Here is a 25,901-nt window from a genome sequence, read left to right as displayed (position 1 = left end):
GCGGCAGCATCCGGATCTCCTGAGTTATGACGGGTCAGGCCAGGACGAGCGACTCCAGCCGGGCGTAGCTGGTCTCCATGCCGTCGACCATGCCGGTGGCGAGGATCATGTCGCGCGTCTCCTTGTCGGGGTACTCGATGAGCACCGTGAGGAGCGTGACGCCGTCCTCCTCGTAGAGCGTCATGTCGTTGACGGTGCCCTCGCCGGGCATGCCGATCATCCGCTCGGTGGTCACGGCCCGCCGGGGCGGGTCGGAGAGGAGAGTCTCGCCCTCGAAGCCGAAGCGCTCGCCCGGCTGGCCGGGTGCCGGCTCCCACTCGTACCGGTAGTGCCCGCCGACGGAGGAGTCGACGTCGGCGACCGGCATCGTCCAGCCATCGGGTCCGAGCATCCACTTCCGCAGCAGCTCCGGGTCGTGGTGCGCACGCCACACAAGCTCGCGCGGACCCTGGATGACCCGGGTGATGCGGACATGGGTGTCATCGAGCACCTCCAGCTCGGTGCCGTGCCCGGCGGCGTACTCGCGGAGGTCCCGCAGCACGGCGTCCAGCTGGCTCATCGCCATCGTCGCGCCCTCGACCATGCCCACCGCCGCGAGCTGCTCGAGCGCCTCGGACGAGGGGAAGTGCGTCAGGAGCGTCAGGCGGGATCCGGTGTCCGTCGGCGCGATCGCGAACCTCATGCGCGAGGTGGGCATGTCGGCGGATGCGGCGCCGGAGTCATCGGCGAAGGCATCGAGAACCTCGTACCCCGTGGGAGCGTCGATCGAGAGGAACTCCCACCGCCCGCGGGAGACATCGCCGCGCGGACCGGTCATCACGTACGTGGCCACGCCACCGGGGGTCAGGTCGAACTCATCGAAGGTCGCGGGATATCCGGGCGGCCCCCAGAACCGCTCCAGCTGCCGGGGGTCCGAGAAGGCCCTCCACAGCCGCTCGGGGCCGACCGGGAAGTCGGCGACGAGGGTCATCGTGAGGGCCTCGGGGTCGGTGGTCACGGATGTGACGGGCATGACGTTCTCCTTCGGACGTGTGGATGCCGCAGCATCCGGTTCAGGACGCGGGGTCTTCCCGCAACAGGTCGTCGAGACGGTCGATGCGCGAACGCCACAGCCACTCGAATCCGCTGAGCAGCTCGCGGGCGCGGGCGATCGTCTCGGGCTCGGCACTCACCAGCCGCTCCCGCCCCTCGGCGCGTTTGACGACGAGCCGAGCCGTCTCCAGGACGGCCACGTGCTTCTGCACGGCGGCGAAGCTCATGTCGTACTCGGCGGCGAGCGCCGACACCGACTGCTCGCCGACCAGGGTGCGGCGCAGGATGTCGCGCCGTGTGGCGTCGGCGAGGGCCCGGAAGATCCGGTCCACCGCCGCGTCATCGAGTTCACTTTCTACAACCATTTGGTTGCACGTTAGACCCCCACGCGGCCGACGTCAACCCCTTCTCCCCGCGCGCGACGGGCGCCGGGTAGCCTCGCGGTATGACTTCCCTGCCGGATGCGAGGAGTGCGCGGGCTCGAGTGGCCGACGCAGCGCTCCCCGACCCTCTGGCCGGACCACCCACCTCCCCCGTGGACGCACAGGGCAGGCCGCTGCCCAAGGGCGACGTGCGGGCGGCCTCGTGGATCGCCCTTGTCAGCGGCGCCGCGGTGCTGCTGTGGTACCTCAGCATCCTCATCCTCGGGGGCGTCTACCTCGGCGAGTTCAGCAGCCTTGCCCAGATCGCGGTGTGGGGGCTGGCTGCGGTGTCGTTCGTGTGCGGCCTCATCTGTCTCAACGCCCGCCGGGCGAGAGAGCTCGCCGCCGCGGGATTCATCGCCGGCATCGTGTCGCTCCTGGTGAGCCTCACGATCGGACTCCCCACGGGCTTTCAGATCCTCTTCTGACACGGGCGACCGGATGCCGCGGCAGAACTAGACTGAGCGGGTCCGGCACCCGAAGCCCGTTCGGCCGAATTCCTGGAGTACAGCCGCGTGATCACCCCCGCTGACAACGCCGCGGCCGCGGCATCCGCCCCCGTCGCTCCGACAGCTCAGGCGGATACCGTCGCCGCGAGAGCGGCAGCACAGGCGGACACCGCCGCCGCGAGAGCGGCAGCACAGGCGGATACCGTCGAGGACGCCCTCGCCACGCCGGAGAAGGAGCAGCCGTACGCCGCGCTGGGCCTCAAGCCCGACGAGTACGCGCGCATCCGCGAGATCCTCGGCCGCCGGCCCACCTCGGGCGAATTGGCGATGTACTCCGTCATGTGGAGCGAGCACTGCTCCTACAAGTCGAGCAAGATCTACCTCCGTCAGTTCGGAGACAAGGTCTCCGACGAGATGAAGACGCGCCTCATGGTCGGCATGGGCCAGAACGCCGGCGTCGTCGACATCGGCGAGGGATGGGCCGTCACCTTCAAGGTCGAGTCGCACAACCACCCCAGCTACATCGAGCCGTTCCAGGGCGCTGCCACGGGCGTCGGCGGCATCGTGCGCGACATCATCTCGATGGGCGCGCGTCCGGTGGCGGTCATGGACCAGCTGCGCTTCGGGGCGATCGACCACCCCGACACCGCGCGCGTCGTCCACGGGGTCACCAGCGGCATCTCCTTCTACGGCAACTGCCTGGGCCTGCCCAACATCGGCGGCGAGACCGTGTTCGACTCCGTGTACCAGGGCAACCCGCTCGTCAACGCGCTCGCCGTGGGCGTCCTCCGCCACGAAGACCTCAAGCTCGCGAACGCGTCGGGCGTCGGCAACAAGGTCGTGCTGTTCGGCGCCCGCACCGGCGGCGACGGCATCGGCGGAGCATCCATCCTCGCCTCCGACTCGTTCGACTCGACCGGGCCCACCAAGCGCCCGGCGGTGCAGGTGGGCGACCCGTTCGCCGAGAAGGTGCTCATCGAGTGCTGCCTCGAGCTCTACCAGGGCGACCTGGTCGAGGCGATCCAGGACCTCGGCGCCGCCGGCATCTCGTGCGCCACGAGCGAGCTGGCCGCCAACGGCGGCAGCGGCATGAAGGTCGAGTTGTCGCACGTGCTGCTGCGCGACCCGTCGCTCACGCCCGAGGAGATCCTCATGTCGGAGTCGCAGGAGCGGATGATGGCCATCGTCGCTCCCGACAAGCTCGACGCCTTCCTCGCCGTCACGGGCAAGTGGGACGTCGAGACCAGCGTGCTGGGCGAGGTCACCGGAGACGGACGCCTCGTGATCGACTGGCACGGACACGAGATCGTCAACGTCGACCCGTCCACCGTCGCCGTCGACGGCCCCGTCTACGAGCGTCCGGTCGCCTACCCCGCGTGGATCGACGCGCTGCGCGACGACTCCGCCGCCGCGCTCCCTCGCGACAGCGACCCCGACACGCTCCGCCACCAGTTCCTGCAGCTGCTGACCAGCCCCAACCTGGCCGACACGTCGTGGATCACCAACCAGTACGACTACTACGTGCTCGGCAACACGGCGCTGTCGTTCCCCGATGACGCGGGCATGATCCGCGTCGACGAGGAGTCGGGGCTCGGGTTCGCGATCGCGACCGACAGCAACGGCCGGTACTGCCAGCTCGACCCGTACGAGGGCGCCAAGCTGGCGCTGGCCGAGGCGTACCGCAACGTCGCCGTCACCGGCGCCGCACCTGCCGCCGTGACCGACTGCCTCAACTTCGGCAGCCCGGAGAACCCCGAGGTCATGTGGCAGTTCTCGCAGGCCGTCGCGGGCCTGGCCGACGGATGCCTCGAACTGGGCATCCCCGTCACCGGCGGCAACGTCTCGTTCTACAACCAGACGGGCGACACCCCCATCCACCCCACCCCTGTCGTGGGCGTCATGGGCATCATCGACGACGTCGCCCGCCGCATCCCCAGCGGCTGGCAGGATCCGGGCGAGAACCTGTACCTCCTGGGCGTCACCTCCACCGAGCTGTCGGGCTCGCAGTGGGCCGGCACCGTGCACGGGCACCTCGGCGGGCGGCCCCCGCGCGTCGACCTGGCGCAGGAGCGTCGCCTCGCGGAGCTGCTGCGCGCGGCGAACGACCAGTCGCTCATCTCCAGCGCGCACGACGTCTCCTCCGGCGGCCTCGGACAGACCCTCGCCGAGGGCGTGCTGCGCTTCGGCGTCGGCGCCCGCGTGTGGCTCACCGAGATCATGGAGCGCGACGGCGTGGATGCGTCGGCCGCGCTGTTCTCCGAGTCGACGGGCCGGGTCATCGTGAGCGTGCCGCGCGAGGAGGACGTGAAGTTCCGCGGACTGTGCGCGGGCCGGGGCTACCCGGTGCTGCGCATCGGCGTGACCGACCTCCCCGGCGACGGCACAGACGGCGCCCTCGAGGTGCAGGACGTGTTCACGATCCCCGTCGCCGAGCTGCGGGAGCTGTCGGGCTCGACCCTGCCGGCGGCCTTCGGCCCGACCGTCGTGGAACCGGCCGCCTAGACTGTTGTCATGACCGACCAGGAGGACTACGGCCCGCTCGGACAGACCCGGCAGCGCCGCATCCGCATCGTCGCGTGGGTCGTCATCGCGTCGCTCATCATCGTGGGCGGCGGCGCGACCGTGATCTCGTTGCTGCTCGGCTGATCTCTGGCAGGTGTTCGCATGGTGGAAGCGGCGCACACCGGGTGCCCCGCAGGCTGGCGCGCGATTAGCATGAGGGCGTGGATCCGCTCTGGGCGATGCTCGCCGATCTCTGGTGGCTCGCGCCCGCGACGGTGGGCGCCGGAGCCGTCGGCTGGGGCGCCGTGAGCATGGCGCGCGGCTCAGGGCGTGCGCGCCACCTCGAGGTCGAGGCATCCCTGCACGACGTGCGGATCGCCGCCGGCAACCTCTCCCGCGCCCGCGCCGCCGTGCTCGCCGCCCGAGCGGCGGTCGCCCGCGCCGACGCGGACCGGCTCGCCCGTCGCGCCACCTCCGCCGATGTCGCCGCCGCCCGCCACGCCCTGCAGCAGGCCGAACGCGACGTGCGCGCGGCCGGCGCCGACCTCCGCGCCCGGCGGGCGAACGTGCGCGCCGCCCGCGCCGCCGTCCCGCCGCGGCGCGCCGGCATCGAAGCCCTGCCGCTGAGCCGCCTGATCGCCCGACACGACGCGGTCCTCTCGCGCTGGCTGGCGTACGAGACGGATGCAGCGAAGGCCATCGACTACCCGTCGATGAGCGATCCGCACGATCCGCTCACCGCTGAATTCCTGCGCGCGCAGTCCACCGCGCAGTGGCTCCGCCCGTCCGGCCCCGACGCCAAGATGCAGGCGGCCGACTTCGCCGCCTACCGCGACGCGGTGTACCGCGCCGAGCACGCGTTCGCCGTCGCGGAGCGTGCCGCCCAGCGCGGCCGCGGCGACGCGCCGGAGGCACCCGCATCCGCCGATCACTGGGGCGACCTCGCCCGCGACGTGATGGACACCACCAGCCGCGCGATCGCCCGCTCGGCGGAGGCCGTGGCCCGCGCCGCGGAGGCGGGCTGGAAGAACCGCCGGCGACCGCCCGGCGAGTGACGCGGCCGGTGTGCCCGGCCGACCCCGCGACTAGCATGGCTAGGTGGACTTCTGGGCCTTCGTCGGCGGTTACTGGTGGCTCGCCTTCCCCCTGCTCGGGGCGGCCGGCGGCGCCGCGGGCGCGTGGGAGAAGGCCGCTCGCCGGCGCCACAAACGGCGCCTGGAGATCCTCAAGGCCAAGAGCGAGCTGAAAGCCGCGCAGTCGGGACTGCGGTCGAACGCGCTCTCCGGCGGCATGCCCGCCGGCGCGGCCCCGGAGTCGCAGGCCGCTCAGCTGGAGCGACTGTTCGCCGCACACGACGCCGTCACGGCCCGCTGGCTCGACTACGAGCTGGACGTCGCGAAGCTCATCGCCTTCCCCGCGATGAGCGACGGCCGCCAGCCGCTCACCGCGGCCTACCTGCGCGCCAAGCGCGTGGCCGACGGCCTGCGCCCGGCGTCGGCCAAGGCGCGGTTGACGCACCAGGAGCTCACCGAGTACCGCAACGCCGTCACCGACTATGAGGTGGCCTTCGACGTGGCCGAACGCGACGCGCGGCGCATCAAGGACTCCTCGTTCACGGCAGCCGAACGCAAACGCCTCGACACCGCGCAGCAGCTGCTCACCGTCGCGGTGGACCAGGCCGCCACCCCCGCCGAGCGGCAGCTGGCCTACCGGCGCGTGCGCGAGGAGCTCGACGGGCTGCTGTCGCTGTCGGACGAGGCCATCGACGTGCTCGAGCAGAAGGTCGCCCTCGAGCTTTCCGCCGGCGCGTCCTCCCCCCGCACGGATGCCGCCGGCCCGGGCTCCGCATCCGCCGCCCCGGGTGCCGCGTCCTCGGCTAGTGCCGATCCCCGGTTGACGCCCCCTCCGCCGCCGTCCTCCCCCGCTCGGGCCGCGACCTCTCCGCCGCCGCTCCCGCCGTCTTCGGCGCCGCCCGCGCGCGAGCCGACGACCGGCCCTCCGCCGGCGCCCGCCTCCGACGTCACCCCCGCACCCGGCCGCATCGTCCGCCCCAAGCCCACGCCCTAGCCCGAAACACCACATTCCGGCTGAGACACCGGGCGACGCCTGGTGTCTCAGCCGGAATCTGGTGTTTCGCGGGGGCGGATGCGGCGCGCGCACGCGGAGGCCCGGGTCAGGACAGCGGCGGGTCCAGCAGGTACAGCGTGCCGAGGTCGGCCGCCCGGGCCCGCGCGACCGTCTCGGGGTCGAGGATGCCCCGCTCCCCGAGGACGTGCAACGCGGCATCCCGGTCGGCGCGGATGGCGTCGAGCTCCGCGTCGCCCAGCCCACGCAGCGCGGCCTGCGCGGCCTGCGGCCCTTCGGTGGGCTGTGCCGGCTGCGCGACGGCCTCGGGCACACGGTGGCGCCGGCGGGCCATCATCGCGATCGCCGATCCGGCTGAGATCAGGAACGCGGCGATGACCGCCGGGTACCACGCACCCCAGCCGTCGTATCCGTCGAGCGCGCCGGCGTTCACCATGCCGATGAGTCCGAAGCCCGAGAAGACGAGGGCCACCACCACGATGCCGAGGGTGAAGCCGTCGAACCGCGCCCCCTTGCGTAGCCACATGAGGAGCACGACGAGCTGTGTCAGCGCCGTGACGGCGAACAGTGCACCGGCCAGCGGCACCGACTGCGACGCATCCATGCGGAAGAAGTTGAAGCGGTCTCCCCCCATCGCGGAGACCGCCGCGACGGGGGCGATGACGCCCACCACGGCGAGCAGGGCGACGATGCCGTTTCCCGCCCGGGCTGCGATGGGGCGCCGCGCGGTCAGCGCACGCGCTGCCGTGACGGCGCCGTCGGGGCCGAAGTAGCGGTAGATCTCGGGATGCCGCCGGAAGGCGATGATCTCGACGCGCGCCAGGCGCACGTCGGCGGCGAGCGAGTGCTCGCGCGCCCATGCGGAGGCGGATTCCAGAGTGTCCACGGTTGGCACGTTAGCAAACGGCGTCGATCGATCAGCGCGGCGCATCCGCCGCCCGCGGCGATCCGTCCACCGGGAGCTCGAGGAGAGGCGGCGGTGCGATCGTGAGCGCCGTCATGCCGAGATCGGTGGCGTCGGCGCGCGCGGCGAGCGCGTCATCGATGAGGCCCCGCTCCCGCAGGCGGGCGATCGCCCGCCCGCGCTCGATCCGCAGGCGTGCTCGTTCGTCTTCGGACCGCTCCGCCACACTGACGCGCACGTTGTCGCCTAAAACGCGTCGTCCCCACCGCCCCGCGCCCCCGCGCCCTCCAGCCCGAGACACCACATTCCGGCCGAGACACCACGCGACGCCGGGTGTCTCAGGCGTTTTCGCGTGTCTCACGGATGGGATGCCGGCGAGGCGATCGAGCTGCCAACGGCCGGCACGGATCTCCTCCTGGTCGAAGCCGTCGACGACCGGGCGTACGCGTCACCGCAACTCCCCGGCTTGATGTGCGTCTGATCGCGCCGTCAGGCGGCGGGGGTGTAGGGGAAGAACCCGGACTGAACGCCAGGGGCCATCGTGAGTGCGAGGAAGCCCAGCGGTGCAGACAGGGCGCGGCGCTCCTCTTCCGCGCTGATGCGTCCGTGGGTCGCCAGGCGCCGGACGCCGTCCTGAATCCCGTCGAGCAGCTCCCGGCGGCGGGCGTTCGGAAGCTCCAGCACGGCCTGTCGGATGTTGTCGATCGGCGTCTTCGGCGCCGAGGAAGAGGAGCCCTGGAAGAAGATGACGATCGCCAGGACGACGTCCAGCACGATCACGAGGAGCCAGATCCAGCCGCCCTCGACGAGCGCGCGCTGCGCCATGGTCAGCGTGAGCCCCGCCGTGACGATCCCCGGCACGACATGCGGCAACGCCAGCGACCATCTCGCGCGCCGGGAGGCGGCCCGAGGATGGCGGTGTTCGCGGATGATCGAGTACACCGCGACCCCTACCCCGACCGCCGTGAACATTCCTGCGGAGGCGAGGGGGACGTCCCACTGCGACGCCCCCGTCCACACCCAGCGGAGCATCATCGCGGCGCCGATGACGGCGGAGACGAGGTAGAAGATGTAGGCGAGCGACTGAAGCACGCCGCCTGGCGTCACCCTGGTGTACTCGTGGTTCCGTGCCGATGTCGGCGCGAAGAGCACGACCGCGTGCTGGACCATCGCGGCGTCGCGCAGGGAGCGCAACTCAAGGCGCCACCAATGCTCCTCCGTCCACTCGCCCGGCGCGTCGATCAGGTTGTCGACCGCCGCGACCGTCACGGTACCCACCGATCGCCCGCGCGTGCCGCGTGCGCGTGCAGCTCGGTCAAGGGGACGAGCGTCAGGAAGACGCCGACGACGGTCACGGCGTACCCGAGCCCGCCCAGGGTGCACCCCGTCTGCTCCTCCACGAGATCCTGCACCGTCGCGTGCGCCATCGCATCCTCCCCCTCACGGCCGCGCCCCCGTCGGCCGACTGCTGCCCACATCCTAAAACGCGTCGCGCCCGCGCCCCGACCCGCCCCCGCCCCGCCTCTCCCGCTCGAGACACCACATCCCGGCCGAGACACCACGCGACGCCGGGTGTCTCGGACGTTTTCGCGTGTTTCGCGCGACAACTTGACAACGAGGACGGGAGGCGCCATGGTTAGTTACTCAAGTAATGAACCAGACAAGGAGGCTCTGTGATCGACGAAGGAAAGGCCCTCTTCCTGCAGATCGCGGAGAACGTCGAGGACGCGATCATCGACGGGAGCCTCCGCGAGGAGACCCAGGCGCCGTCGACGAACGAGCTCGCCGCCTTCTACCGCATCAACCCCGCCACCGCTGCAAAAGGAGTGAACATGCTCGCCGACAAGGGCGTGCTCTACAAGCGACGCGGCATCGGGATGTTCGTCGCGCCGGGCGCGCGCGAACTCCTCCTCGCCGAACGCCGCACCGCATTCGCCGACCGCTTCGTGCAGCCGCTGCTCGCCGAAGCCCGCAAGCTCGGGCTCGGCCCCGACGACCTCGCCGCCCTCATCCGCGACCGGGCCGCGCGCGACATCGACACCACCGACACCACCACCGAAAGGACCGCCTCATGACCGCCGTGATCGAGGTGAAGAACCTCACCAAGCGCTACCGCGACACCCTCGCCGTCGACGACGTGAGCTTCTCGATCGAAAAGGACAAGATCTACGGATTGCTCGGGCGCAACGGCGCGGGCAAGACCACGGTCATGTCCATCCTCACCGCGCAGAACTTCGCCACCTCGGGTGACGTTCGCGTCTTCGGAGAGCGGCCGTACGAGAACGCGCGCGTGCTCTCGCGCATGTGCTTCGTGCGGGAGAGCCAGAAGTATCCCGATGACGCCGTGCCGCTGCACGCGTTCCGCATCGCACGGCTGTTCTTCCCGAACTGGGATCAGGCCCTCGCCGAGCGTCTCATCGACGACTTCCAACTGCCGGTGAAGACGCGCATCAAGAAGCTCTCCCGCGGGCAGCTCTCCGCGGTAGGCGTCATCATCGGACTCGCCGCGCGCGCCGAAGTGACGTTCTTCGATGAGCCTTACCTGGGTCTGGATGCCGTCGCGCGCCAGATCTTCTACGACCGGCTGCTGGAGGAGTACACCAAGCACCCCCGTACCGTGATCCTCTCCAGCCACCTGATCGACGAGGTCTCCAACCTCATCGAGAAGGTGCTCGTGATCGACCGCGGACGGATCGTCATGGACGAGGACACCGATGCCGTGCGCGACCGCGCTGCGAACATCGTGGGTGACCAGGCGGCAGTGGACGCCTTCGTCGCCGGCCGCGAGGTCATCCATCGCGAGAGCCTGGGACGCGTCGCATCCGTCACGGTCCTCGGCCCGCTCACGGCGGCCGACCGGGCCCAGGTCGCCGCGGCGGGACTGGACATCACCCCGGTGTCGCTGCAGCAGCTCATCGTCCGCGTCAGCCAGAAGCACGCCGGTGCGGATGCCGCCGCATCCCCCGCCGAGGAAGGAGCCCTCCGATGAACCGCACACTCCGCGTCATCCAGATGCAGCTGGTCAATCGCCAGACCTTCATCTGGCTCCCCTTGATCATCCTGGGTGGAGCTCTGGTGGTCACCCTCGCGATCTACGCCATCATCGACAACGCCACCGGGGGGAGCGAGGGCATGTACGGCGGTGGAGCGCAGGCCCCGCTGTGGTACTTCCTGGCCGTGGGCGTGTACTCGCTGACCCTCAGCTTCCCGTTCTCGCAGGCGATGAGCGTCACGCGGCGCGAGTTCTACCTCGGAACCCTCCTCACCGCCGCGCTGACCGCGCTCATCATGGCGATCGTGTTCGTGCTCGGCGGACTCCTCGAGGGTGCCACCGGCGGATGGGGCATCAACGGGTACTTCTTCCGCCTGGACTGGATCTGGGAGCCGGGAGCCGCCGCGGCCGGCCTGTTCTACTTCACCCTGGCGATGTTCTTCTTCGTCATCGGGTTCTGGTCGGCGACGATCTACAAGCGATTCGGGCCCATGGGTCTCACGATCGCCCTGCTGGGCATCGGACTGATCCTCCTGGGGATCCTGTGGCTCATCGGCCAGGCCCAGGCGTGGGCCGAGGTCTTCGGCTGGCTCGCGACGCAGGGCTCGCTGAGCCTCACGCTGTGGGGCCTGCTGCTGACCGCCATCCTCGCGGTGAGCGTGTTCCCGATGCTCCGCCGTCTCGTCGCCTGACATCCCGCCGGACGTCGAGACCGACCATTCCGGGTGAGACACAGCGCATCGCGCCATGTCTCACCCGGAATGTCATGTCTGGGGGAGTCAGCCGGATGCGGCGGCGGTGTGGTGGCGGATGACCTCGGCCACGACGAAGTTGAACCACTTCTCGGCGAACTCGGGATCCAGATCCGCCTCCGCGGCCAGGCGCTTGAGCCGCGCGATCTGCTGCTCCTCGCGTGTCGGATCCGACGGCGGCATGCCGTGCTGCGCCTTGAGCACACCAACCTGCTTGGTGGCCTTGAATCGCTCCGCGAGCAGGAAGATGAGCGCGGCATCGATGTTGTCGATGCTGCCGCGGAGCCCCGCGAGCACTTCGCGCGGATCGACGGCGGCCACAGGCGAATCTGTCATGGCGTCCTCCGCCTCCGACGATACCGGCTGCCGGCGCCCCCGCCCGGCGGGCGACCCTGGGGCGCCGGGGATGCCCCGCCTAAAGTGTGAGCCATGACCGACGCGCCGGATGCTGCGGCCCCGCCCCCGCGGACCTGCCGCCCGCGATCCCGGCGCCGCCCGCTCGCCGCAGTGCCGGTGCCGTCTGGGCGAGTCTTGCCAGCCCCTTCTCCGCCGGGTTCTTCCTCACCCTGGGGGGCCTGCTCGCCCTGGTCCTCGGGCTGGCCGCCTCGCACCTGTCCACCGTCGTCATCTACGTGGTCTTCGCGCTCTTCGCCGCGCTCGGACTGGACCCGGTGGTGCGCTTCCTCGAGCGACGGGGGATCGCGCGCGGGTGGTCGATCGTCATCGTCTTCGCGGGGTTCGCGCTCGTGCTGGTCGGCGTGCTGGCCCTCATCATCCCCACGGTCGTGCGTCAGGTCACGCAGTTCGCCAAGCAGGCCCCCTCCCTCGTGAAGGAGTTCACCGACAGCGACATCTACGCGTGGCTGGAGAACACCTTCGGGGCGAGCGTGGGCGATCTGCTCGGCGAACTGGAGAAATTCGCCACGAACCCCGCCAACATCGCCGCCATCGGCGGGGGCGTGCTGCAGGTGGGCGTGTCCATCGCCACGGCGATCTCCGGCGCGATCATCGTCCTGGTGCTGAGCCTGTACTTCCTCGCCTCGCTGCCGGCGATCAAGACGTCGTTCGTCCGCCTCGTGCCCGCCCGCAACCGCGTCCGCGTGGCCGGGATGACCGACCAGATCACGGATTCCATCGGCGGCTACCTCATGGGCATGGTGATCCTCGCCCTGTGCAACTCCGTCTTCGCCTTCCTCCTCTATCTCCTGCTCGGCCTGCCCTTCCCGGCCCTCATGGCGGTCGTCGCCTTCTGCCTGACGCTCATCCCCCTGGTCGGCTCGGTGCTCTTCTGGATCATCGGCACCACCCTGGCCCTGTTCAGCAATCCGATCGCCGCGCTCGTGTTCGCGATCGTCTACCTCATCTACATGCAGATCGAGGCATACATCCTGACGCCGCGGGTCATGAACCGCGCCATCTCGGTCCCGGGGGCTCTCGTCGTCATCGGGGCGCTCGTGGGCGGCACGCTGCTCGGCCTCCTCGGCGCACTCGTGGCCATCCCGGTGACAGCGTCGATCCTGCTCATCATCAAGCAGGTGATCATCCCGCGCCAGGATGCCAAGACCTGACCCGCCCGGCGCGTCAGCGGGTGGGGAGGAGGCAGGTGGGCGCGGGAGCCGCAGTCCGGTACCGCACGCCGCCGGGGATCCCCGTGCGCAGATCCAGCGACAGCGACACGACGTCGTTCGACGTCTGCCCCGCCACCAGCAGGGTGTCGCGCACGACCACGTGGTGTCGGGGAACCTGCACGCCCGCTTCGACGAGCGCGACCGGTTCGACGGCCTCTCCGCCGCCGCGGACCCGCAGCACGCCCAGCGTGTCGCTCCCGCGGATGCCGGCGTAGAGGAACTGCCCGTCGCGGGATGCCGCGAGCTCGGCTCCGGTGTCGCCCTCGAGTGCGCCGACCGCCGCCGGCGCGCCGCCGCGCACGTGCCAGACGCCCTCCGCGTCGGGGGCGAGCACGAACACCTCGTGCGTGAACTCGGTCAGGACGTAGAGGTGCCCGCTCGGATGCCACACCATGTGGCGCGGACCGCAGCCTTCGGGCAGAGCGATCTGCTGCCCGCGGCGTAGCCCCGTTCCGGCCGCGTGCCACACGCGCACGAGGTCGAAGCCGAGATCGGTGGTGACGACGGTGCCGCCGGGGAGGAACAGCGCCTCGTGCGCGCGGGAGACGCGGGCGGACTCCTGGGGTTCCGGCACCGCCTGCTCGTCGGCGTCGGCGTCGGACCCGTAGCCGGGCACGAGGTCGGCGTACTCGGCTCCCGCCGCGGCTCGCAGAGCACGCGCTGCCGCGGCGAGGCCCGGGTCGACGGCATCCGCTGCCGGCTCTCCCGTCCCGTACGGGTCGGCCGCCGACGGCGCGACCCGCGCATCGCCCAGCGCGCCGTCGATCCCGAGCGGCACGCGCACGACGCGTCCGTCACCCCAGCAGCTGACCAGGAGGAATCCGCCGTTCGGCTCCACGGCGACATGGCATGCCGCCGCGCCGGCGGCCACGGGTGCGCCCAGGGGCACCAGCCGGTCTTCCGACACGCGGCGGAAGGCCTGCACGGCGCCCTGCACCTCGAGGGCGGCGTAGACGACGTCGAGCGTGGGATGCGCCGTGACCCAGGACGGCGAGGGGGCCGCGACAGCGGTGCCGGTGTAGGCGAGCGGGCCGCCGGCCAGGGCGCCGTCGGGTTCTCCGGCCACCAGCGTCCCGATGCCCTCGGCCGGCGCGCCGTCCTGGTCTTGGCCGTACCCGCCGACCCAGAACCTCATCAGTCGACGAGGTCGTGCCGCACGATGACGGCGTCGCGCGCGGCGCCGACGCCGATGACGGAGATCCGCGTGCCGCTCATCGCCTCCAGCGTCAGGACGTAGTCCTGCGCCTCGAGGGGAAGCTCGTCGAAGGTGCGCGCACCCGAGATGTCGTCCTTCCACCCCGGGAAGTACTCGTAGATCGGCGTCGCGTGGTGGAAGTCGGTCTGGTTCACCGGCATCTCGTCGAACCGCTCGCCGTCGATCTCGTAGGCGACGCACACGGGGATGCGGTCCAGGCCCGTGAGGATGTCGAGCTTGGTGAGCACGAGGTCGGTGATGCCGTTGATGCGCGTCGCGTAGCGCGTGACGGGTGCGTCGTACCAACCGACCCGGCGAGGCCGTCCGGTGGTCGTGCCGAACTCGAAGCCGCGCGAGCGCAGCCACTCCCCCTGCTCGTCGAACAGCTCGGTGGGGAACGGCCCCGACCCCACGCGCGTCGTGTACGCCTTGACGATGCCCACGATGCGGTCGAGGCGGTTGGGACCGACGCCGGAGCCGGTCGCGGCGCCGCCGGCCGTCGCCGACGACGACGTGACGAACGGGTACGTGCCGTGGTCGACGTCGAGCATCGTGGCCTGGCCGCCCTCGAACACCACGACGTCGCCGCGGTCGAGCGCGTCGTTGAGCAGCAGCGACGTGTCCGACACCATGGGGCGCAGGCGCTCGGCGTACGACAGCAGGTCGTCGACGATCTCGTCGACCGCGATCGCGCGGCGGTTGAACACCTTCACCAGCAGGTGGTTCTTCTGATCCAGCGCCCCCTCGACCTTCTGGCGCAGGATGTTCTCGTCGAACAGGTCCTGGATGCGGATGCCGACGCGGTTGATCTTGTCGGCGTACGCCGGCCCGATGCCACGACCGGTCGTGCCGATCTGCCGCTTGCCCAGGAAGCGCTCGGTGACCTTGTCGAGCGTGCGGTGGTACTGCGTGATCACATGCGCGTTGGCACTCACCCGCAGGCGTGAGGTGTCCACTCCCCGAGCGTTGAGCGCTTCGAGCTCGTTGAACAGCACTTCCAGGTCGACCACGACGCCGTTGCCGATGACGGGGATGACCCCGGGCGAGAGGATGCCGGAGGGCAGCAGGTGCAGCGCGTACTTCTCGTCGCCGATGACGACGGTGTGGCCGGCGTTGTTGCCACCGTTGAACTTCACGACCCAGTCGGTGCGCTCACCTAGGAGATCGGTGGCCTTGCCTTTGCCCTCGTCCCCCCACTGGACTCCGACGATCACGATTGCGGGCATGGACGCTCCTCGCGTGGATTCGGGCGGTACATCTCATCCTACCGAGGCCCGCCGCCCGGCCGCCGCCGTGCCGCGGGTTAGGGTGAGCGCATGCAGCCGCCAGCACGGGCGCACACGGCGTGGCTGATCGCCCGCCTCGTCGTCGGAGCGGTCGTGGCCGCCGCCGTCGTGGCCCAGGGGATCTCCACGATCAGTGCCGCCGCCGCGGCCGGGCAGCACGTGCCCACCGCCACCGCGAACTTCTTCAGCTACTTCACGATCCTCTCCAACGCCGCCACGGCGATTGTGCTGGGCTGGGCGGGGCTGTCGCGATTGCCGCGACGGCGGCGGGATGCGGTGGACCCGCCGGCGCTGGCGGCGTGCCTGGTGTGCGTGACGACGTACATGCTCATCACGTGCGTCGTCTACAACCTGCTGCTGCGCGCGGTGTCGATCGGGCCGGACACGGTCGGATGGGCCAACGAGATCATGCACGTCTGGGCGCCGCTGTACCTGCTCGCCGACGTGGTGTTCGGCACCGGGCACCGCCGCGTACGGTGGCGGGTCGCGGTGGCGGCCGTACTGTTCCCCATCGCCTGGATCGCGTACACGCTCGTGCGCGCGCCGCTCATCACGGCGCCCGGTTCGGGTGCGCCGTACTGGTACCCGTACCCGTTCCTCGACCCGTACGCCGGGCCCGATGGATGGGGCGGGGTGGTGGGCTACATCGTCGCCATCGCCGCCGGGGTCATCGTCGTGGCCTTCGGCGTGGTCGCGGTGCTGCGCCTGCGCCTGCCTCCCCCTGCGAGCACCGCCGGGTCCCGGCCGCCCGTTTCGATCGAGGGCGACAGGCCCATACGCTGAAGGCGTGCGCACCCGGATCCTCACCCTCGCCCTGGCCGCCTCGAGTCTGCTCGTCCTGGCGGGATGCGCCGGCGGTTCCGGCGACGCATCGCCCGAACCCACGACGCCGCCGGCCGCGGACGGCTGCGGCTACGTGGCGGGCGGTGGCGCCGCGCGCGAGGTGACGCCTCCGCCGGCCGAGCCGACGGTGACCGGCGAACTGACGGCGGTGCTGGAGACCTCCGTCGGCGCGATCCCGATGACCCTCGACGCCGACCGGGTGCCGTGCACCGTCGGCAGCTTCGTCTCGCTCGCCGAGCAGTCGTACTACGCCGACACCCCCTGCCACCGGCTCACCACGGCGCAAATCTTCGTGCTGCAGTGCGGCGACCCCAGCGGCACCGGCCGCGGCGGCCCCGGATACAGCTATCGCGACGAGCTGGACGGCACCGAGACCTACCCGGCGGGAACGGTCGCGATGGCCAACACGGGCCGCCCCGACACCAACGGGTCGCAGTTCTTCCTCGTGTACGAGGACAGCGAGCTTCCGCCCTCCTACACGGTCTTCGGGCAGCTCGCCCCCGAGGGTCTCGAGGTCGTGCGCGCCATCGCCGCTGCCGGGGCGGAGGGCGGCGCGCCCGACGGCGCACCGGCCACGCCCGTGACCATCACGGGGGTCACCGTCGGCTGACGGCTCCCCCACGGCCGTCACCCCAGCGCGCGGGCGGATTCGCGCACGATGAGGTGCGTGGCGATGGGCGTGTCCTCGGTCAGGCTCTCGGGCTCCTCGACCGCCAGCAGCACCTTCTGCATCATGAGCTCTCCCAGAGCGCGGAAGTCCTGGCGGACCGTCGTCAGCGGTGGCATCAGGTAGGGCGCCTCGGGCACGTCGTCGAAGCCGACGACGCTGATGTCCTCGGGCACGCTCAGTCCGCGGCCCCGCAGCGCCGACAGCAGCCCGATCGCCATGTGGTCGTTTCCCACGAAGACGGCCGTCCCCGATCCGAGGTCGAGCTCCCGCCCCAACGCGTAGCCGCTCGCGGCCGACCAGTCCCCGTTGCGGGGCTCCTCGGCCACGAGGCGCCGCGCGGCCAGCTCGTCGCGCCATCCGCGCACCCGTTCCAGAGCATCGGGATTACGCGGAGGGCCGGCGACGTGCAGGATGCGCCCGTGCCCGAGCTCGGCGAGATGCCGCACGGCCGAGCGGGCGCCGCGGTACTGGTCGATGGAGACCAGGTGCGGATGACGGCGCTGCGTCGCGGCGGCGGCCACCAGGGGAACGCTGAGGTCGAGACCGCGCACGACCTCGAGCACCCCGACGTCCGTCACGACGAGCACGATGGCGTCCACCCGTTGGCGCAGGAGGGTCTCCACCGCCGAGCGCACACTGGCGGGATCGGGCTCGGGCGAGGTGACCGTGTCGACGGAGTAACGCTCGGCACGGGCCGCGACGGTGAAGTGCATCGCGATCGACGTCGGTCCGAAGTCGGCGCTTCCGGGGGTCACCAGCCCGATCGTGCGGGTGCGCCGGGTGACGAGCGCGCGCGCCGCCGGCGACGGGCTGTACCGCAGCTGGGTGATGGCCTGCTCCACGCGCGCGCGGGTCGCGGGGCGGACGTTGGGGAGGTCGTTGAGCACGCGGGACACGGTCTGGTGCGACACGCCCGCGAGCCGCGCGACGTCGAAGATGTTGGCGGATTTCGGGCCGCGCTCATCGCTCACGGGGTGTCCTCGGGGCGTGCCACCCGCGCGAGCAGCGAGTCGACGGTGAGCGCCTCGGCGGGGAGGATCTCGGCCACCCGGCCCGCGCGCAGCACCGCCACGCGGGAGGAGACGCGCAGCACCTCCTCCAGCTCGGCGGAGATGAACAGCACCGACAGGCCGTTGTCCGCGAGGTCGGCCACGAGCCGCTGGATCTCGATCTTGGCGCCCACGTCGATGCCGCGCGTGGGTTCGTCCAGGACGAGCGCCCGCGGCGACAGGGCGAGGAGGCGTGCCAGCAGCACCTTCTGCTGATTGCCGCCGGAGAGCGTGCGGGCGGGGCGGTCGGGATCGGCGGGGCGGATGTCGAGCGCCTCGATCCAGCTGGTCGCCAGCTCGCGGCGCCGTGCGCGCCCCAGCAGCTGGAACACGCCGCGCTCGGCCTGGAGGGCGAGGGTGATGTTGTCCTCCACGCTGAGGTCGCCGATGATCCCCTCGGTCCGCCGATTCTCGGAGGAGTACACGATCCCCCGCGCGATCGCCTGTCGCGGCGAGCCGAGCACGGTGGGGACGCCCGCGACCCGGATGCTGCCGGCATCCGGCCGGTCGATGCCGGTGAGCACGCGCGCCAGTTCGGTGCGCCCCGAGCCGAGCAGCCCGGCCAGGCCCAGCACCTCGCCCTCCGACATCGCCAGGGAGGCGTCGCTGACCGCCGTCCCGACGGTGATGCCGGCACCGCTGACGTACGCCGGCGTCTCCGCCGAGGCCGGCTCCACCGCCTGGCGCAGCTGAAGCTCCTCGGTCGTGCGACCGAGCATCTTCTCGACCAGATCGATGCGCAGGAGCTCCGCCGGGACGTACTCGCCGATGAGCCGCCCTCCCCGCAGCACCGTGATGCGGTCGCAGATCTCGTACACCTGGTCGAGGAAGTGCGACACGAACAGGATCGCGACCCCGCGCTGCTGCAGGTCGCGCATGACGCGGAACAGTTCTGCCACTTCGTCAAGGTCGAGGCTCGACGTGGGCTCGTCGAGGATCAGCACGCGCACGTCGACCGAGATCGCCCGCGCGATCGCGACGAGCTGCTGCACGGCGAGCGAGTGGCGCACGAGGGTGCTGCGCGGGTCGATGTCGAGTCCGAGCTCGGCGAGCACCTCCGCCGCCCGCGCGTTCAGACGGCGCCAGTCGATCGCACCGAACCGGCGCGGTTCGCGACCGAGGAGGATGTTCTCGGCCACGGTGAGATTCGGCAGGAGATCGATCTCCTGGTACACCGCGCTGATGCCGGCGGCGAGCGCGTCGGCGGGACTGTTCAGGCGCACGCGCTCGCCCGTGACGCGCACGACCCCCGCGTCCAGCCGCAGTGCGCCCGTGATGGCCTTGATGAGCGTGGACTTGCCCGCGCCGTTCTCGCCCATCAGCGAGTGCACCTCACCCGGGAAGAGCCGGAAGTCCACCGCATCCAGCACCGTCTCCGCACCGAACCGGACAGTCGCGCCGGTGACCTCGATCACCGGCGCGACCGTCTTCGGGCGCGAATCCATAGGCTCCATCATGCCGGTGCGCGGCGGGGCATCCCGTTCAGGAACGCTGGGTTCCGGATCGCGCCACGATGACGCGCTGCACGACGACGAAGATCAGCAGCAGGCCGCCGATCGTGATGCGCGTCCAGGCCTGCTCCGCGCCGAGGAAGGAGATGACGGTCTTGATCGTGCCGTAAACGAAGACGCCGATCATCGACCCCAGGACGTATCCGCTTCCTCCGGTCAGGAGCGTCCCGCCGATCACGACCGCGGCGATCGTGTCCAGCTCGGTGCCGATGCCGTTCAGGGGGTACGACGCACCCGTGTACGCGGTGAAGACGACCCCCGCCAGACCGGCGCACACGCCGCTGATGACGTAGGCGAGCAGCTTGGTGCGCACGACCGGGAGACCCATCAGGCGCGCAGACTGCTCATTGCCGCCGATGGCGTAGATCGTGCGGCCGAAGCGGGTGAACTGCAGGACGAGGATGCCGACGAGCACCACCAGCAGTGCGAGGATCCCGGTGGGCGTGAGGTAGAAGCTGCCCGGTGCCCCCTGGATGCGCGCGGACTGCAGCCACAGGATCGCGGGGTCCTCCACCTTGATCGAGGACAGGCTCACCATGAACGCCAGCCCCCGGGCGGCGAACATCGCCGCGAGCGAGGCGATGAACGGCTGCACCCCGAAGTACTGCACCATCACGCCCACGGCCAGTCCCATCCCCGCGCCCAGCAGCAGCATGACGGGGACGACCACGGCAGTGGGCAGCCCCTGGCTCAGCAGGCTCGCCCCCAGCATCCCGGTGAAGGCCATCACGGCGCCCACCGACAGATCGATGCCGCCCGTGAGGATGACGAAGGTCATCCCCACCGCCAGGATCAGCAGGTAGGCGTTGTCCAGCAGGAGCGCCGACAGGACGCGCGGGGTGACGAAAGTGCCGAAGTACGCCTGCGCCCCCACCATCATCGCGACGAGGATCACCAGGGCGCCGAAGACGGGCACCCACGAGGCGTGCCGGCTGCGGAAGCGCTGCACGGCGGTGGCGACGGCTCCATGGCGCTCGGTGCCGGATGCGGTCAGGGTGGTCACGAGGCGGCTCCCATCTTGGTCGCGGGGGCGCGGCGGGCCGATGCCGCCAGCCGTGCGAGCGCACCGCGCGTGCGGGGCGACTGCACGAGCACCACGATGATCACGACGATCGCGAGGAACAGCGGACTTATCGCGGGCGGGACGCCGAGGAAGGTGATCGTCGACTTCAGCGTCTGGATGGTGAAGACCCCCACCACGGTGCCGGCGATCGTGAACTTCCCGCCCATGAGGCTCGTGCCGCCCAGCACGACGGCGAGGATGGCGTCCAGCTCGATGTACAGACCGGCGGCATTGGCGTCGGCGGCCATGATGTTGGAGGAGTACAGGATGCCGGCGAACCCGGCCAGGACGCCGCTGGCGGCGTAGGCGCCCCAGATGATGCCGCGAGAGCGTACGCCCGCGAGACGGCTGGCCTCCGGGTTGATGCCCACCGCCTCGGTGAGCACTCCCAGCGCGGTCCGCCGCTCCAGCAGCGCGACCACCGCGATCGCCAGTACCGAGACATAGAACGCGAAGGGCAGCCCGAACAGGTAGCCCTGCGCCATGAAACGGTAGGGATCGCTGTTGATCGTCGTGATGAATCCGCCGGTGATCAGCAGCGCGACGCCGCGGCCGGCGAGCATGAGCACGAGCGTGGCGATGATCGGCTGGACGCCGACCACCGACACGAGGAAGCCGTTCCACAGCCCGAGCACGAGTGAGACGAGCACGCCCAGGGCGATCGCGGTGAGCACCGTAGCCGGGGATCCCGGGTCGGGCGAGGAGGAGATGAAAGTCAGGGCGACCGCCCCCGACACCGCCATGATCGCGCCGACCGAGAGATCGATGCCGCGCGTGGCGATGACGAGCGTCATACCCAGCGCCACCAGCATGAGCGGCGCGCTGTTGCGCAGGATGTCGATGAGTGGTCCGTAGAGCTGCCCGTTCTGCACGGTGATGCCGATGAACGAGGGGCGCGCGATCGTGTTCACCACGATCAGGACGGCCAGGGCCGCCACCGGCCATACGAGACGGTGTCGGAACACACCCGTCAGAGTCGATCTCATGCCGCTGTCTCCGGGCTCTGGCGAGACGGCTCCGTCTCGCGGGATTCGTCGGCGATGACGGCGACGAGATCGTCGACGTCGACCTCCGTGGCGTCCAGTTCGCCGATCTTACGACGGTCGCGCATGACGACGATGCGCTGCGCGATCCGGATGACCTCCTCCAGCTCGGAGGAGATGAACACGACCGCCAGTCCCTGGGCCGACAACTCGGCGACCTTCCGCTGGATGTCGGCCTTCGCACCCACGTCGATACCGCGCGTGGGCTCGTCCAGGATGATCAGCTGGGGCGCGGTGGCCAGCCACCGCGCGAGCAGGACCTTCTGCTGGTTGCCGCCGGAGAGATTGCGCACGAGGGCGTTCGGGTCGGCCGGGCGCACCCCCAGCGCCTCGATGTACTCGGAGACGATCGCGTCCTGCTCGGCCCTGCCCATCTTGCGCAGCGCACCGCGCTTGGCCTGGATGCCGAGGATGACGTTCTCTGCCACGGTGAGGTCGGAGATGATGCCCTCGGCGCGCCGGTCCTCGGAGGAGAACGCGATGCGCCGGTCGATCGCGTGCCGCGGCGTCGTGATGCGTGCGGGCAGGCCGCGGACGACGTGCCGCCCGGTGTCCGCGCGGTCGGCGCCGTACAGCAGCCGCACGAGCTCGGTGCGCCCCGAGCCCAGCAGGCCCGCGATCCCGACCACTTCACCGTCGAAGATCTCGAGGTCGGCCGGCTCGAGCACGCCCTTGCGGCCGAGCCCCACGGCGGAGAGCACCGGCACCGCCGAGCGGTCGATGTCCCGCTCCGCCGTGCGGGAGAGGGCTTCGAGCTCATCGAGCTCGCGGCCGATCATCTTGGCGATGAGTTCGCCGCGGGGGAGCTCATCGATGAGGTACTCCCCCACGAAGCGTCCGTTGCGCAGCACCGTGAGCCGGTCGGAGATCTCGTAGACCTGGTCGAGGAAGTGCGTGACGAACAGGATCGCGACCCCACGGTCGCGAAGGTCGCGCACGACGGCGAAGAGCTGCTCGACCTCGCTGCGGTCCAGGCTCGAGGTGGGTTCGTCGAGCACCAGCACCGACGCATCCGACACCATCGCCCGGCTGATTGCGACCAGCTGCTGGACGGCGATCGAGTGCGTCCCCAGCGTCGAGCGGGTGTCGATGTCCAGGCCGAGGTTCGACAGGAAGCGGGCGGCCTCGCGATAGGTCGCGCGCCAATCGATCATCCCCGCACGGCGCACCTCGTGGCCGAGCATGACGTTCTCGCCCACGGAGAGGTTCGTGCAGAGGTTGACTTCCTGGTAGACGGTGGAGATCCCCGCCGCCTCGGCGTCTGCCGTGGTCCGGAAGACCCGTGCCGCGCCGCCGATCGTGATCGTGCCGGCGGCGACCGAATACACCCCCGTGAGGGCCTTGATGAGCGTGGACTTGCCCGCCCCGTTCTCCCCCATGAGGGTGTGCACCTCACCCGCGCGAAGCGTGAGGTCCACCCCGTCCAGCGCTTTCACCCCGGGGAATTCGACGGTGATGCCGCGCAGCGCGGCGACGGGTGCGGCGGAGGTTCCCGGGTCTTCCCGGGGGCGGACGACGGTGTCGTCGGTCATGCGGGCCTCCTTCCGAGGCGGACCGCCGGGAACCGGGGTCACCGGTCCCGGCGGTCGGGTGTCGGATCCGACGCACTCAGTACGGACGCGAGTCGAGAACCTCTTTCGCCTGCTCCTGCGTGAAGGACTGGTCTTCGACGATGGTCGCCTTCTCGACCTCCTCGCCGGCGAGCACCTTCTTGACCAGCTCGGCGGCCTGCTCGCCGAGGAGCGGGTTGCACTCCACGATGAAGTTGAACTCGCCGTTGGCCAGTGCGGTCATGCCGTCCTTGACGGCGTCGATCGTGACGATCTGGATGTCCTGGCCCGGGACGAGACCCGCGGCCTTGATCGCGTCGAGGGCGCCCAGGCCCATGTCGTCGTTGTGGGCGAAGAGCACGTCGATGTCGGAGCCGTACTTCTGCAGGTAGCCCTCCATGACCTTCTTGCCGCCGTCGCGGGTGAAGTCCCCGGTCTGCGAGTCCATCACGGTGATGTCGGTGCCCTCGATCGCCGCGTCGAAGCCCGTGGCCCGGTCCAGCGCGGCGGAGGAACCCGTCGTGCCTTCGAGCACCACGAGGTTCGCGCCCTTGCCGTCGAAGTTCTCCTTGACCCATTCGCCGGCGGTCTTGCCCTCCTGCTCGAAGTCCAGGCCGACCCACGAGGCGTAGAGGTCGTCGCTGGCCGAGACCGTGCGGTCTTCGAGGATGACGGGGATCCCTGCATCCTTCGCCTCGGTGAGCACGTCGTCCCACCCGTCGACCGTGATGGGGGCGATCACGATCGCGTCCACACCCTGGTTGATGAAGTTGCGGACGGCCGCGATCTGCGCCTCCTGCTTGTTGTCTGCCGCGTTGAAGACGAGGTCGAAGCCGTTCTCCTCGGAGAACGCCTCCTTCATCGACTCGGTGTTCGCGGCGCGCCAGCCCGACTCCGAGCCGGTCTGCGCGAAGCCGACGGTGATGACGTCGTCCCCGCCGCCGCCTCCGCCCGCAGTGCCCGCGCCGCCGGCGCATCCCGTCGCCGCCATGAGGACCGCGCCGAGCATGGCTGCTGCGGCCAGGATCTTCTTCTTCATTCCCTAAACCTCCTCGTTCGGGTCCGGCTGACAGCCGGGGCGCGGACGCCGCCATGGTGTCTGCTGGCTCGAATGTTAGCCTTCACATTTCCATCGGCGCCAGCATGTGAGCGATAACAATCGAGTAACGAGCGCGCCGGGCCGCTCTCATCCGCTTCCCTCACGGTTCACGCCGCCTGCCCCGATGTGAACCATCACAGGGTTCGGCCGATCTGCCCGAGGGGAACGGACCGGGCACAGTTCGTCGCGGAGCAGGGCGGAAACCTAGAATCGACTCATGTCCAAAGTCCTCCAGTCCCTCCCCGTCGGCGAGCGCGTCGGCATCGCCTTCTCGGGAGGACTCGACACCTCCGTCGCCGTTGCCTGGATGCGCGACAAGGGCGCGGTGCCCTGCACGTACACGGGCGACCTCGGTCAGCCCGACGAGGACGACATCGCCGCCATCCCCGGCCGGGCCCTCCAGTACGGCGCCGAGGTGTCGCGCCTGGTGGACTGCAAGTCGGCGCTCGTGGAGGAGGGCTTCGTCGCCCTCGCGTGCGGGGCGTTCCACATCCGCTCCGGCGGGCGCACGTACTTCAACACCACGCCCCTGGGCCGCGCCGTCACCGGGACCCTTCTCGTGCGTGCCATGAAGGAGGACGGCGTCGACATCTGGGGTGACGGGTCCACCTACAAGGGCAACGACATCGAGCGGTTCTACCGCTACGGCCTGCTGGCCAACCCGGCGCTTCGCATCTACAAGCCGTGGCTGGATGCGGACTTCGTCACCGAGCTCGGTGGCCGCACCGAGATGAGCCAGTGGCTCGTCGAGCACGGCTTCCCCTACCGCGACAGCGTGGAGAAGGCGTACTCCACCGACGCCAACATCTGGGGCGCCACCCACGAGGCCAAGACCCTCGAGCACCTCGACGTCTCGCTGGAGACGGTCGAACCGATCATGGGCGTGCGGTTCTGGGACCCGGCCGTCGAGATCGCCACCGAGGACGTCACGGTCACCTTCGACCGCGGACGCCCCGTCGCCCTCAACGGCGTGGAGTACGCCGACCCCGTCGAGCTGGTGTTCGAGGCCAACCGCATCGGCGGACGCCACGGCCTGGGCATGAGCGACCAGATCGAGAACCGCATCATCGAGGCGAAGTCCCGCGGCATCTACGAGGCCCCCGGCATGGCCTTGCTGTTCATCGCGTACGAGCGCCTGGTCAACGCCATCCTCAACGAGGACACCCTCGCCACCTATCACGAGCAGGGCCGGCGCCTGGGGCGCCTGATGTACGAGGGGCGCTGGCTCGACCCGCAGTCGCTCATGCTGCGCGAATCCATCCAGAAGTGGGTCGGATCCACGATCACGGGCGAAGTCACCCTGCGTCTGCGTCGCGGCGAGGACTACACGGTGCTCGACACCACCGCCCCCGTGATGTCGTACGGCCCCGACAAGCTGTCGATGGAGCGCGTCGGCGACGCCGCGTTCGGCCCGACCGACCGCATCGGACAGCTCACGATGCGCAACCTCGACATCGCCGACTCGCGCACCCGCCTCGAGCAGTACGCCGGGATGGGGCTCATCGGCGGGCCGACCGCCGAGCTGGTCGGCAGCGTGACGGCGGGCGAGGCTTACGACATCACCGAGCCGGCCACGCCTCTGGACGCCGCCCGCGAGGCCCTCGCCGAGGCGACCGACGCCGCCGGCGAGGCCGCAGCGTTCGACTCCGGCACCGACTGACCGGCCCCGCGGGGCGCAAGGCGTCCGCTTCCCGCGACCAATCGCTCGGTCCGATGCACCGTGATGACTGCACGGTGACTCGGCGCCGGTGACGAGCCCCGCAACCCTGCGAGCTCATCGAGCAGTTCGTCGCTGAGGGTGTCCGTCCGGCGCGTCGGCGCCGGCG

28 protein-coding genes are annotated in these 25,901 nt (G+C 70.5%); 13 read left to right on the top strand and 15 right to left on the bottom strand.

What is annotated here, in order from left to right:
- Positions 1-34 precede the first annotated feature (34 nt).
- A complete protein-coding gene (locus F6J85_RS00425) occupies positions 35-1,012 on the bottom strand; it encodes an SRPBCC family protein (protein WP_150923371.1) in 978 nt (325 codons plus the stop codon).
- 40 nt (positions 1,013-1,052) lie between these two features.
- The gene (locus F6J85_RS00420; protein WP_150923370.1) at positions 1,053-1,397 is read right to left on the bottom strand and encodes an ArsR/SmtB family transcription factor; all 345 of its coding nucleotides are present in this window, start codon (positions 1,395-1,397) and stop codon (positions 1,053-1,055) included.
- Between the two features lie 80 nt (positions 1,398-1,477).
- Here F6J85_RS00420 and F6J85_RS00415 point away from each other — a divergent pair, with 80 nt between their 5' ends.
- From F6J85_RS00415 to F6J85_RS00400, 5 genes are all read left to right on the top strand, one after another.
- Positions 1,478-1,882 (top strand): hypothetical protein, encoded by a 405-nt coding sequence (locus tag F6J85_RS00415; protein WP_150923369.1) that lies wholly within the window; start codon positions 1,478-1,480, stop codon positions 1,880-1,882.
- Between the two features lie 90 nt (positions 1,883-1,972).
- Positions 1,973-4,405, top strand: a complete 2,433-nt coding sequence (purL, locus tag F6J85_RS00410; RefSeq protein ID WP_150927061.1) for a phosphoribosylformylglycinamidine synthase subunit PurL — start codon at positions 1,973-1,975, stop codon at positions 4,403-4,405.
- Positions 4,406-4,414: 9 nt separating this feature from the next.
- On the top strand, positions 4,415-4,549 hold the full coding sequence (locus F6J85_RS18090; RefSeq protein ID WP_261799196.1) for a hypothetical protein: 135 nt from the start codon (positions 4,415-4,417) through the stop codon (positions 4,547-4,549).
- A 77-nt stretch (positions 4,550-4,626) separates the two neighbouring features.
- A complete protein-coding gene (locus tag F6J85_RS00405) occupies positions 4,627-5,460 on the top strand; it encodes a hypothetical protein (RefSeq protein ID WP_150923368.1) in 834 nt (277 codons plus the stop codon).
- Between the two features lie 43 nt (positions 5,461-5,503).
- Positions 5,504-6,472, top strand: coding sequence for a hypothetical protein (locus tag F6J85_RS00400; RefSeq protein WP_238707010.1), 969 nt, complete (start codon positions 5,504-5,506; stop codon positions 6,470-6,472).
- Between the two features lie 106 nt (positions 6,473-6,578).
- On the opposite strand, the gene F6J85_RS00395 is transcribed toward F6J85_RS00400, so the two are convergent.
- Together F6J85_RS00395 and F6J85_RS00390 are read right to left on the bottom strand one after the other, a co-directional pair.
- On the bottom strand, positions 6,579-7,376 hold the full coding sequence (locus tag F6J85_RS00395; RefSeq protein ID WP_150923367.1) for a hypothetical protein: 798 nt from the start codon (positions 7,374-7,376) through the stop codon (positions 6,579-6,581).
- Between the two features lie 31 nt (positions 7,377-7,407).
- A complete protein-coding gene (locus tag F6J85_RS00390; RefSeq protein WP_150923366.1) occupies positions 7,408-7,632 on the bottom strand; it encodes a hypothetical protein in 225 nt (74 codons plus the stop codon).
- Between the two features lie 114 nt (positions 7,633-7,746).
- On the opposite strand from F6J85_RS00390, the gene F6J85_RS18085 reads away from it, so the two are divergent.
- On the top strand, positions 7,747-7,875 hold the full coding sequence (locus F6J85_RS18085) for a hypothetical protein (protein ID WP_275094053.1): 129 nt from the start codon (positions 7,747-7,749) through the stop codon (positions 7,873-7,875).
- Between the two features lie 8 nt (positions 7,876-7,883).
- Here F6J85_RS18085 and F6J85_RS00385 read toward each other — a convergent pair whose 3' ends face one another.
- Positions 7,884-8,663: a hypothetical protein gene (locus F6J85_RS00385; RefSeq protein WP_150923365.1), complete on the bottom strand. Its 780-nt coding sequence runs from the start codon at positions 8,661-8,663 to the stop codon at positions 7,884-7,886.
- Positions 8,660-8,821: a hypothetical protein gene (locus F6J85_RS17595; RefSeq protein ID WP_191906689.1), complete on the bottom strand. Its 162-nt coding sequence runs from the start codon at positions 8,819-8,821 to the stop codon at positions 8,660-8,662. The genes F6J85_RS00385 and F6J85_RS17595 overlap by 4 nt, the downstream gene beginning before the upstream one ends.
- 246 nt (positions 8,822-9,067) lie before the next feature.
- Here F6J85_RS17595 and F6J85_RS00380 point away from each other — a divergent pair, with 246 nt between their 5' ends.
- The 3 genes from F6J85_RS00380 to F6J85_RS00370 are packed head-to-tail and all read left to right on the top strand — an operon-like array spanning position 9,068 to position 11,078.
- Positions 9,068-9,469, top strand: a complete 402-nt coding sequence (locus F6J85_RS00380; RefSeq protein ID WP_150923364.1) for a GntR family transcriptional regulator — start codon at positions 9,068-9,070, stop codon at positions 9,467-9,469.
- Positions 9,466-10,383: an ABC transporter ATP-binding protein gene (locus F6J85_RS00375; RefSeq protein WP_150923363.1), complete on the top strand. Its 918-nt coding sequence runs from the start codon at positions 9,466-9,468 to the stop codon at positions 10,381-10,383. The genes F6J85_RS00380 and F6J85_RS00375 overlap by 4 nt, the downstream gene beginning before the upstream one ends.
- Entirely contained in the window at positions 10,380-11,078 is a 699-nt protein-coding gene (locus F6J85_RS00370; RefSeq protein ID WP_150923362.1) for a hypothetical protein, read from the top strand. The genes F6J85_RS00375 and F6J85_RS00370 overlap by 4 nt, the downstream gene beginning before the upstream one ends.
- A gap of 87 nt (positions 11,079-11,165) precedes the next feature.
- Here the strand turns inward: F6J85_RS00370 and F6J85_RS00365 are convergent, their stop codons facing one another.
- Positions 11,166-11,474, bottom strand: a complete 309-nt coding sequence (locus F6J85_RS00365; protein WP_150921755.1) for a chorismate mutase — start codon at positions 11,472-11,474, stop codon at positions 11,166-11,168.
- 86 nt (positions 11,475-11,560) lie between these two features.
- On the opposite strand from F6J85_RS00365, the gene F6J85_RS00360 reads away from it, so the two are divergent.
- A complete protein-coding gene (locus tag F6J85_RS00360) occupies positions 11,561-12,706 on the top strand; it encodes an AI-2E family transporter (protein ID WP_150923361.1) in 1,146 nt (381 codons plus the stop codon).
- Between the two features lie 13 nt (positions 12,707-12,719).
- Here F6J85_RS00360 and F6J85_RS00355 read toward each other — a convergent pair whose 3' ends face one another.
- Together F6J85_RS00355 and F6J85_RS00350 are read right to left on the bottom strand one after the other, a co-directional pair.
- Positions 12,720-13,901 (bottom strand): lactonase family protein, encoded by a 1,182-nt coding sequence (locus tag F6J85_RS00355; protein WP_150923360.1) that lies wholly within the window; start codon positions 13,899-13,901, stop codon positions 12,720-12,722.
- The gene (locus F6J85_RS00350; protein WP_150921758.1) at positions 13,901-15,187 is read right to left on the bottom strand and encodes an adenylosuccinate synthase; all 1,287 of its coding nucleotides are present in this window, start codon (positions 15,185-15,187) and stop codon (positions 13,901-13,903) included. Before F6J85_RS00350 ends, F6J85_RS00355 begins: the two co-directional genes overlap by 1 nt.
- A 90-nt stretch (positions 15,188-15,277) precedes the next feature.
- Between F6J85_RS00350 and F6J85_RS00345 the strand changes: the two genes are divergently transcribed.
- Both F6J85_RS00345 and F6J85_RS00340 read left to right on the top strand, forming a co-directional pair.
- Positions 15,278-16,030 carry a Pr6Pr family membrane protein gene (locus tag F6J85_RS00345; RefSeq protein WP_191906688.1) on the top strand — a complete coding sequence of 251 codons (753 nt, stop codon included), beginning with the start codon at positions 15,278-15,280 and terminating at the stop codon, positions 16,028-16,030.
- Between the two features lie 4 nt (positions 16,031-16,034).
- Positions 16,035-16,700 (top strand): peptidylprolyl isomerase, encoded by a 666-nt coding sequence (locus F6J85_RS00340; RefSeq protein WP_191906827.1) that lies wholly within the window; start codon positions 16,035-16,037, stop codon positions 16,698-16,700.
- A 17-nt stretch (positions 16,701-16,717) separates the two neighbouring features.
- On the opposite strand, the gene F6J85_RS00335 is transcribed toward F6J85_RS00340, so the two are convergent.
- The 6 genes from F6J85_RS00335 to F6J85_RS00310 all read right to left on the bottom strand — a co-directional run bounded on the left by F6J85_RS00335 (position 16,718) and on the right by F6J85_RS00310 (position 24,015).
- The gene (locus F6J85_RS00335; protein ID WP_150923358.1) at positions 16,718-17,731 is read right to left on the bottom strand and encodes a LacI family DNA-binding transcriptional regulator; all 1,014 of its coding nucleotides are present in this window, start codon (positions 17,729-17,731) and stop codon (positions 16,718-16,720) included.
- Positions 17,728-19,254, bottom strand: coding sequence for a sugar ABC transporter ATP-binding protein (locus F6J85_RS00330; RefSeq protein ID WP_150923357.1), 1,527 nt, complete (start codon positions 19,252-19,254; stop codon positions 17,728-17,730). The genes F6J85_RS00335 and F6J85_RS00330 overlap by 4 nt, the downstream gene beginning before the upstream one ends.
- A gap of 37 nt (positions 19,255-19,291) precedes the next feature.
- Positions 19,292-20,323, bottom strand: a complete 1,032-nt coding sequence (locus tag F6J85_RS00325; protein WP_191906687.1) for an ABC transporter permease subunit — start codon at positions 20,321-20,323, stop codon at positions 19,292-19,294.
- Positions 20,320-21,369, bottom strand: a complete 1,050-nt coding sequence (locus tag F6J85_RS00320; protein ID WP_150923356.1) for an ABC transporter permease — start codon at positions 21,367-21,369, stop codon at positions 20,320-20,322. Before F6J85_RS00320 ends, F6J85_RS00325 begins: the two co-directional genes overlap by 4 nt.
- Positions 21,366-22,958: a sugar ABC transporter ATP-binding protein gene (locus F6J85_RS00315; RefSeq protein WP_150923355.1), complete on the bottom strand. Its 1,593-nt coding sequence runs from the start codon at positions 22,956-22,958 to the stop codon at positions 21,366-21,368. Before F6J85_RS00315 ends, F6J85_RS00320 begins: the two co-directional genes overlap by 4 nt.
- A 76-nt stretch (positions 22,959-23,034) precedes the next feature.
- The gene (locus F6J85_RS00310) at positions 23,035-24,015 is read right to left on the bottom strand and encodes an ABC transporter substrate-binding protein (RefSeq protein WP_150923354.1); all 981 of its coding nucleotides are present in this window, start codon (positions 24,013-24,015) and stop codon (positions 23,035-23,037) included.
- 277 nt (positions 24,016-24,292) lie between these two features.
- Between F6J85_RS00310 and argG the strand changes: the two genes are divergently transcribed.
- Positions 24,293-25,735 carry an argininosuccinate synthase gene (gene argG / locus F6J85_RS00305; protein ID WP_150920617.1) on the top strand — a complete coding sequence of 481 codons (1,443 nt, stop codon included), beginning with the start codon at positions 24,293-24,295 and terminating at the stop codon, positions 25,733-25,735.
- Positions 25,736-25,901 lie beyond the last annotated feature (166 nt).

It is taken from the genome of Microbacterium lushaniae, assembly GCF_008727775.1.
In the GTDB taxonomy this organism is placed as follows: Bacteria; Actinomycetota; Actinomycetes; order Actinomycetales; family Microbacteriaceae; genus Microbacterium; species Microbacterium lushaniae.
Note: the sequence above shows the minus strand (reverse complement) of the source record. Positions and strands in the feature narration are given on the sequence as shown.

Bases quoted from the DNA above. Each gene is read 5' to 3' on its own strand.
- F6J85_RS00310 (WP_150923354.1), bottom strand. From the start codon at position 24,015: ATGAAGAAGAAGATCCTGGCCGCAGCAGCCATGCTCGGCGCGGTCCTC.
- argG (WP_150920617.1), top strand. From the start codon at position 24,293: ATGTCCAAAGTCCTCCAGTCCCTCCCCGTCGGCGAGCGCGTCGGCATC.
- F6J85_RS00365 (WP_150921755.1), bottom strand. From the start codon at position 11,474: ATGACAGATTCGCCTGTGGCCGCCGTCGATCCGCGCGAAGTGCTCGCG.
- F6J85_RS00420 (WP_150923370.1), bottom strand. From the start codon at position 1,397: ATGGTTGTAGAAAGTGAACTCGATGACGCGGCGGTGGACCGGATCTTC.
- F6J85_RS00320 (WP_150923356.1), bottom strand. From the start codon at position 21,369: ATGAGATCGACTCTGACGGGTGTGTTCCGACACCGTCTCGTATGGCCG.
- F6J85_RS17595 (WP_191906689.1), bottom strand. From the start codon at position 8,821: ATGGCGCACGCGACGGTGCAGGATCTCGTGGAGGAGCAGACGGGGTGC.
- F6J85_RS00375 (WP_150923363.1), top strand. From the start codon at position 9,466: ATGACCGCCGTGATCGAGGTGAAGAACCTCACCAAGCGCTACCGCGAC.
- F6J85_RS00345 (WP_191906688.1), top strand. From the start codon at position 15,278: ATGCAGCCGCCAGCACGGGCGCACACGGCGTGGCTGATCGCCCGCCTC.
- F6J85_RS00350 (WP_150921758.1), bottom strand. From the start codon at position 15,187: ATGCCCGCAATCGTGATCGTCGGAGTCCAGTGGGGGGACGAGGGCAAA.
- F6J85_RS00355 (WP_150923360.1), bottom strand. From the start codon at position 13,901: ATGAGGTTCTGGGTCGGCGGGTACGGCCAAGACCAGGACGGCGCGCCG.
- F6J85_RS00330 (WP_150923357.1), bottom strand. From the start codon at position 19,254: ATGGATTCGCGCCCGAAGACGGTCGCGCCGGTGATCGAGGTCACCGGC.
- F6J85_RS00425 (WP_150923371.1), bottom strand. From the start codon at position 1,012: ATGCCCGTCACATCCGTGACCACCGACCCCGAGGCCCTCACGATGACC.
- F6J85_RS18090 (WP_261799196.1), top strand. From the start codon at position 4,415: ATGACCGACCAGGAGGACTACGGCCCGCTCGGACAGACCCGGCAGCGC.
- F6J85_RS00315 (WP_150923355.1), bottom strand. From the start codon at position 22,958: ATGACCGACGACACCGTCGTCCGCCCCCGGGAAGACCCGGGAACCTCC.
- F6J85_RS00370 (WP_150923362.1), top strand. From the start codon at position 10,380: ATGAACCGCACACTCCGCGTCATCCAGATGCAGCTGGTCAATCGCCAG.
- F6J85_RS00415 (WP_150923369.1), top strand. From the start codon at position 1,478: ATGACTTCCCTGCCGGATGCGAGGAGTGCGCGGGCTCGAGTGGCCGAC.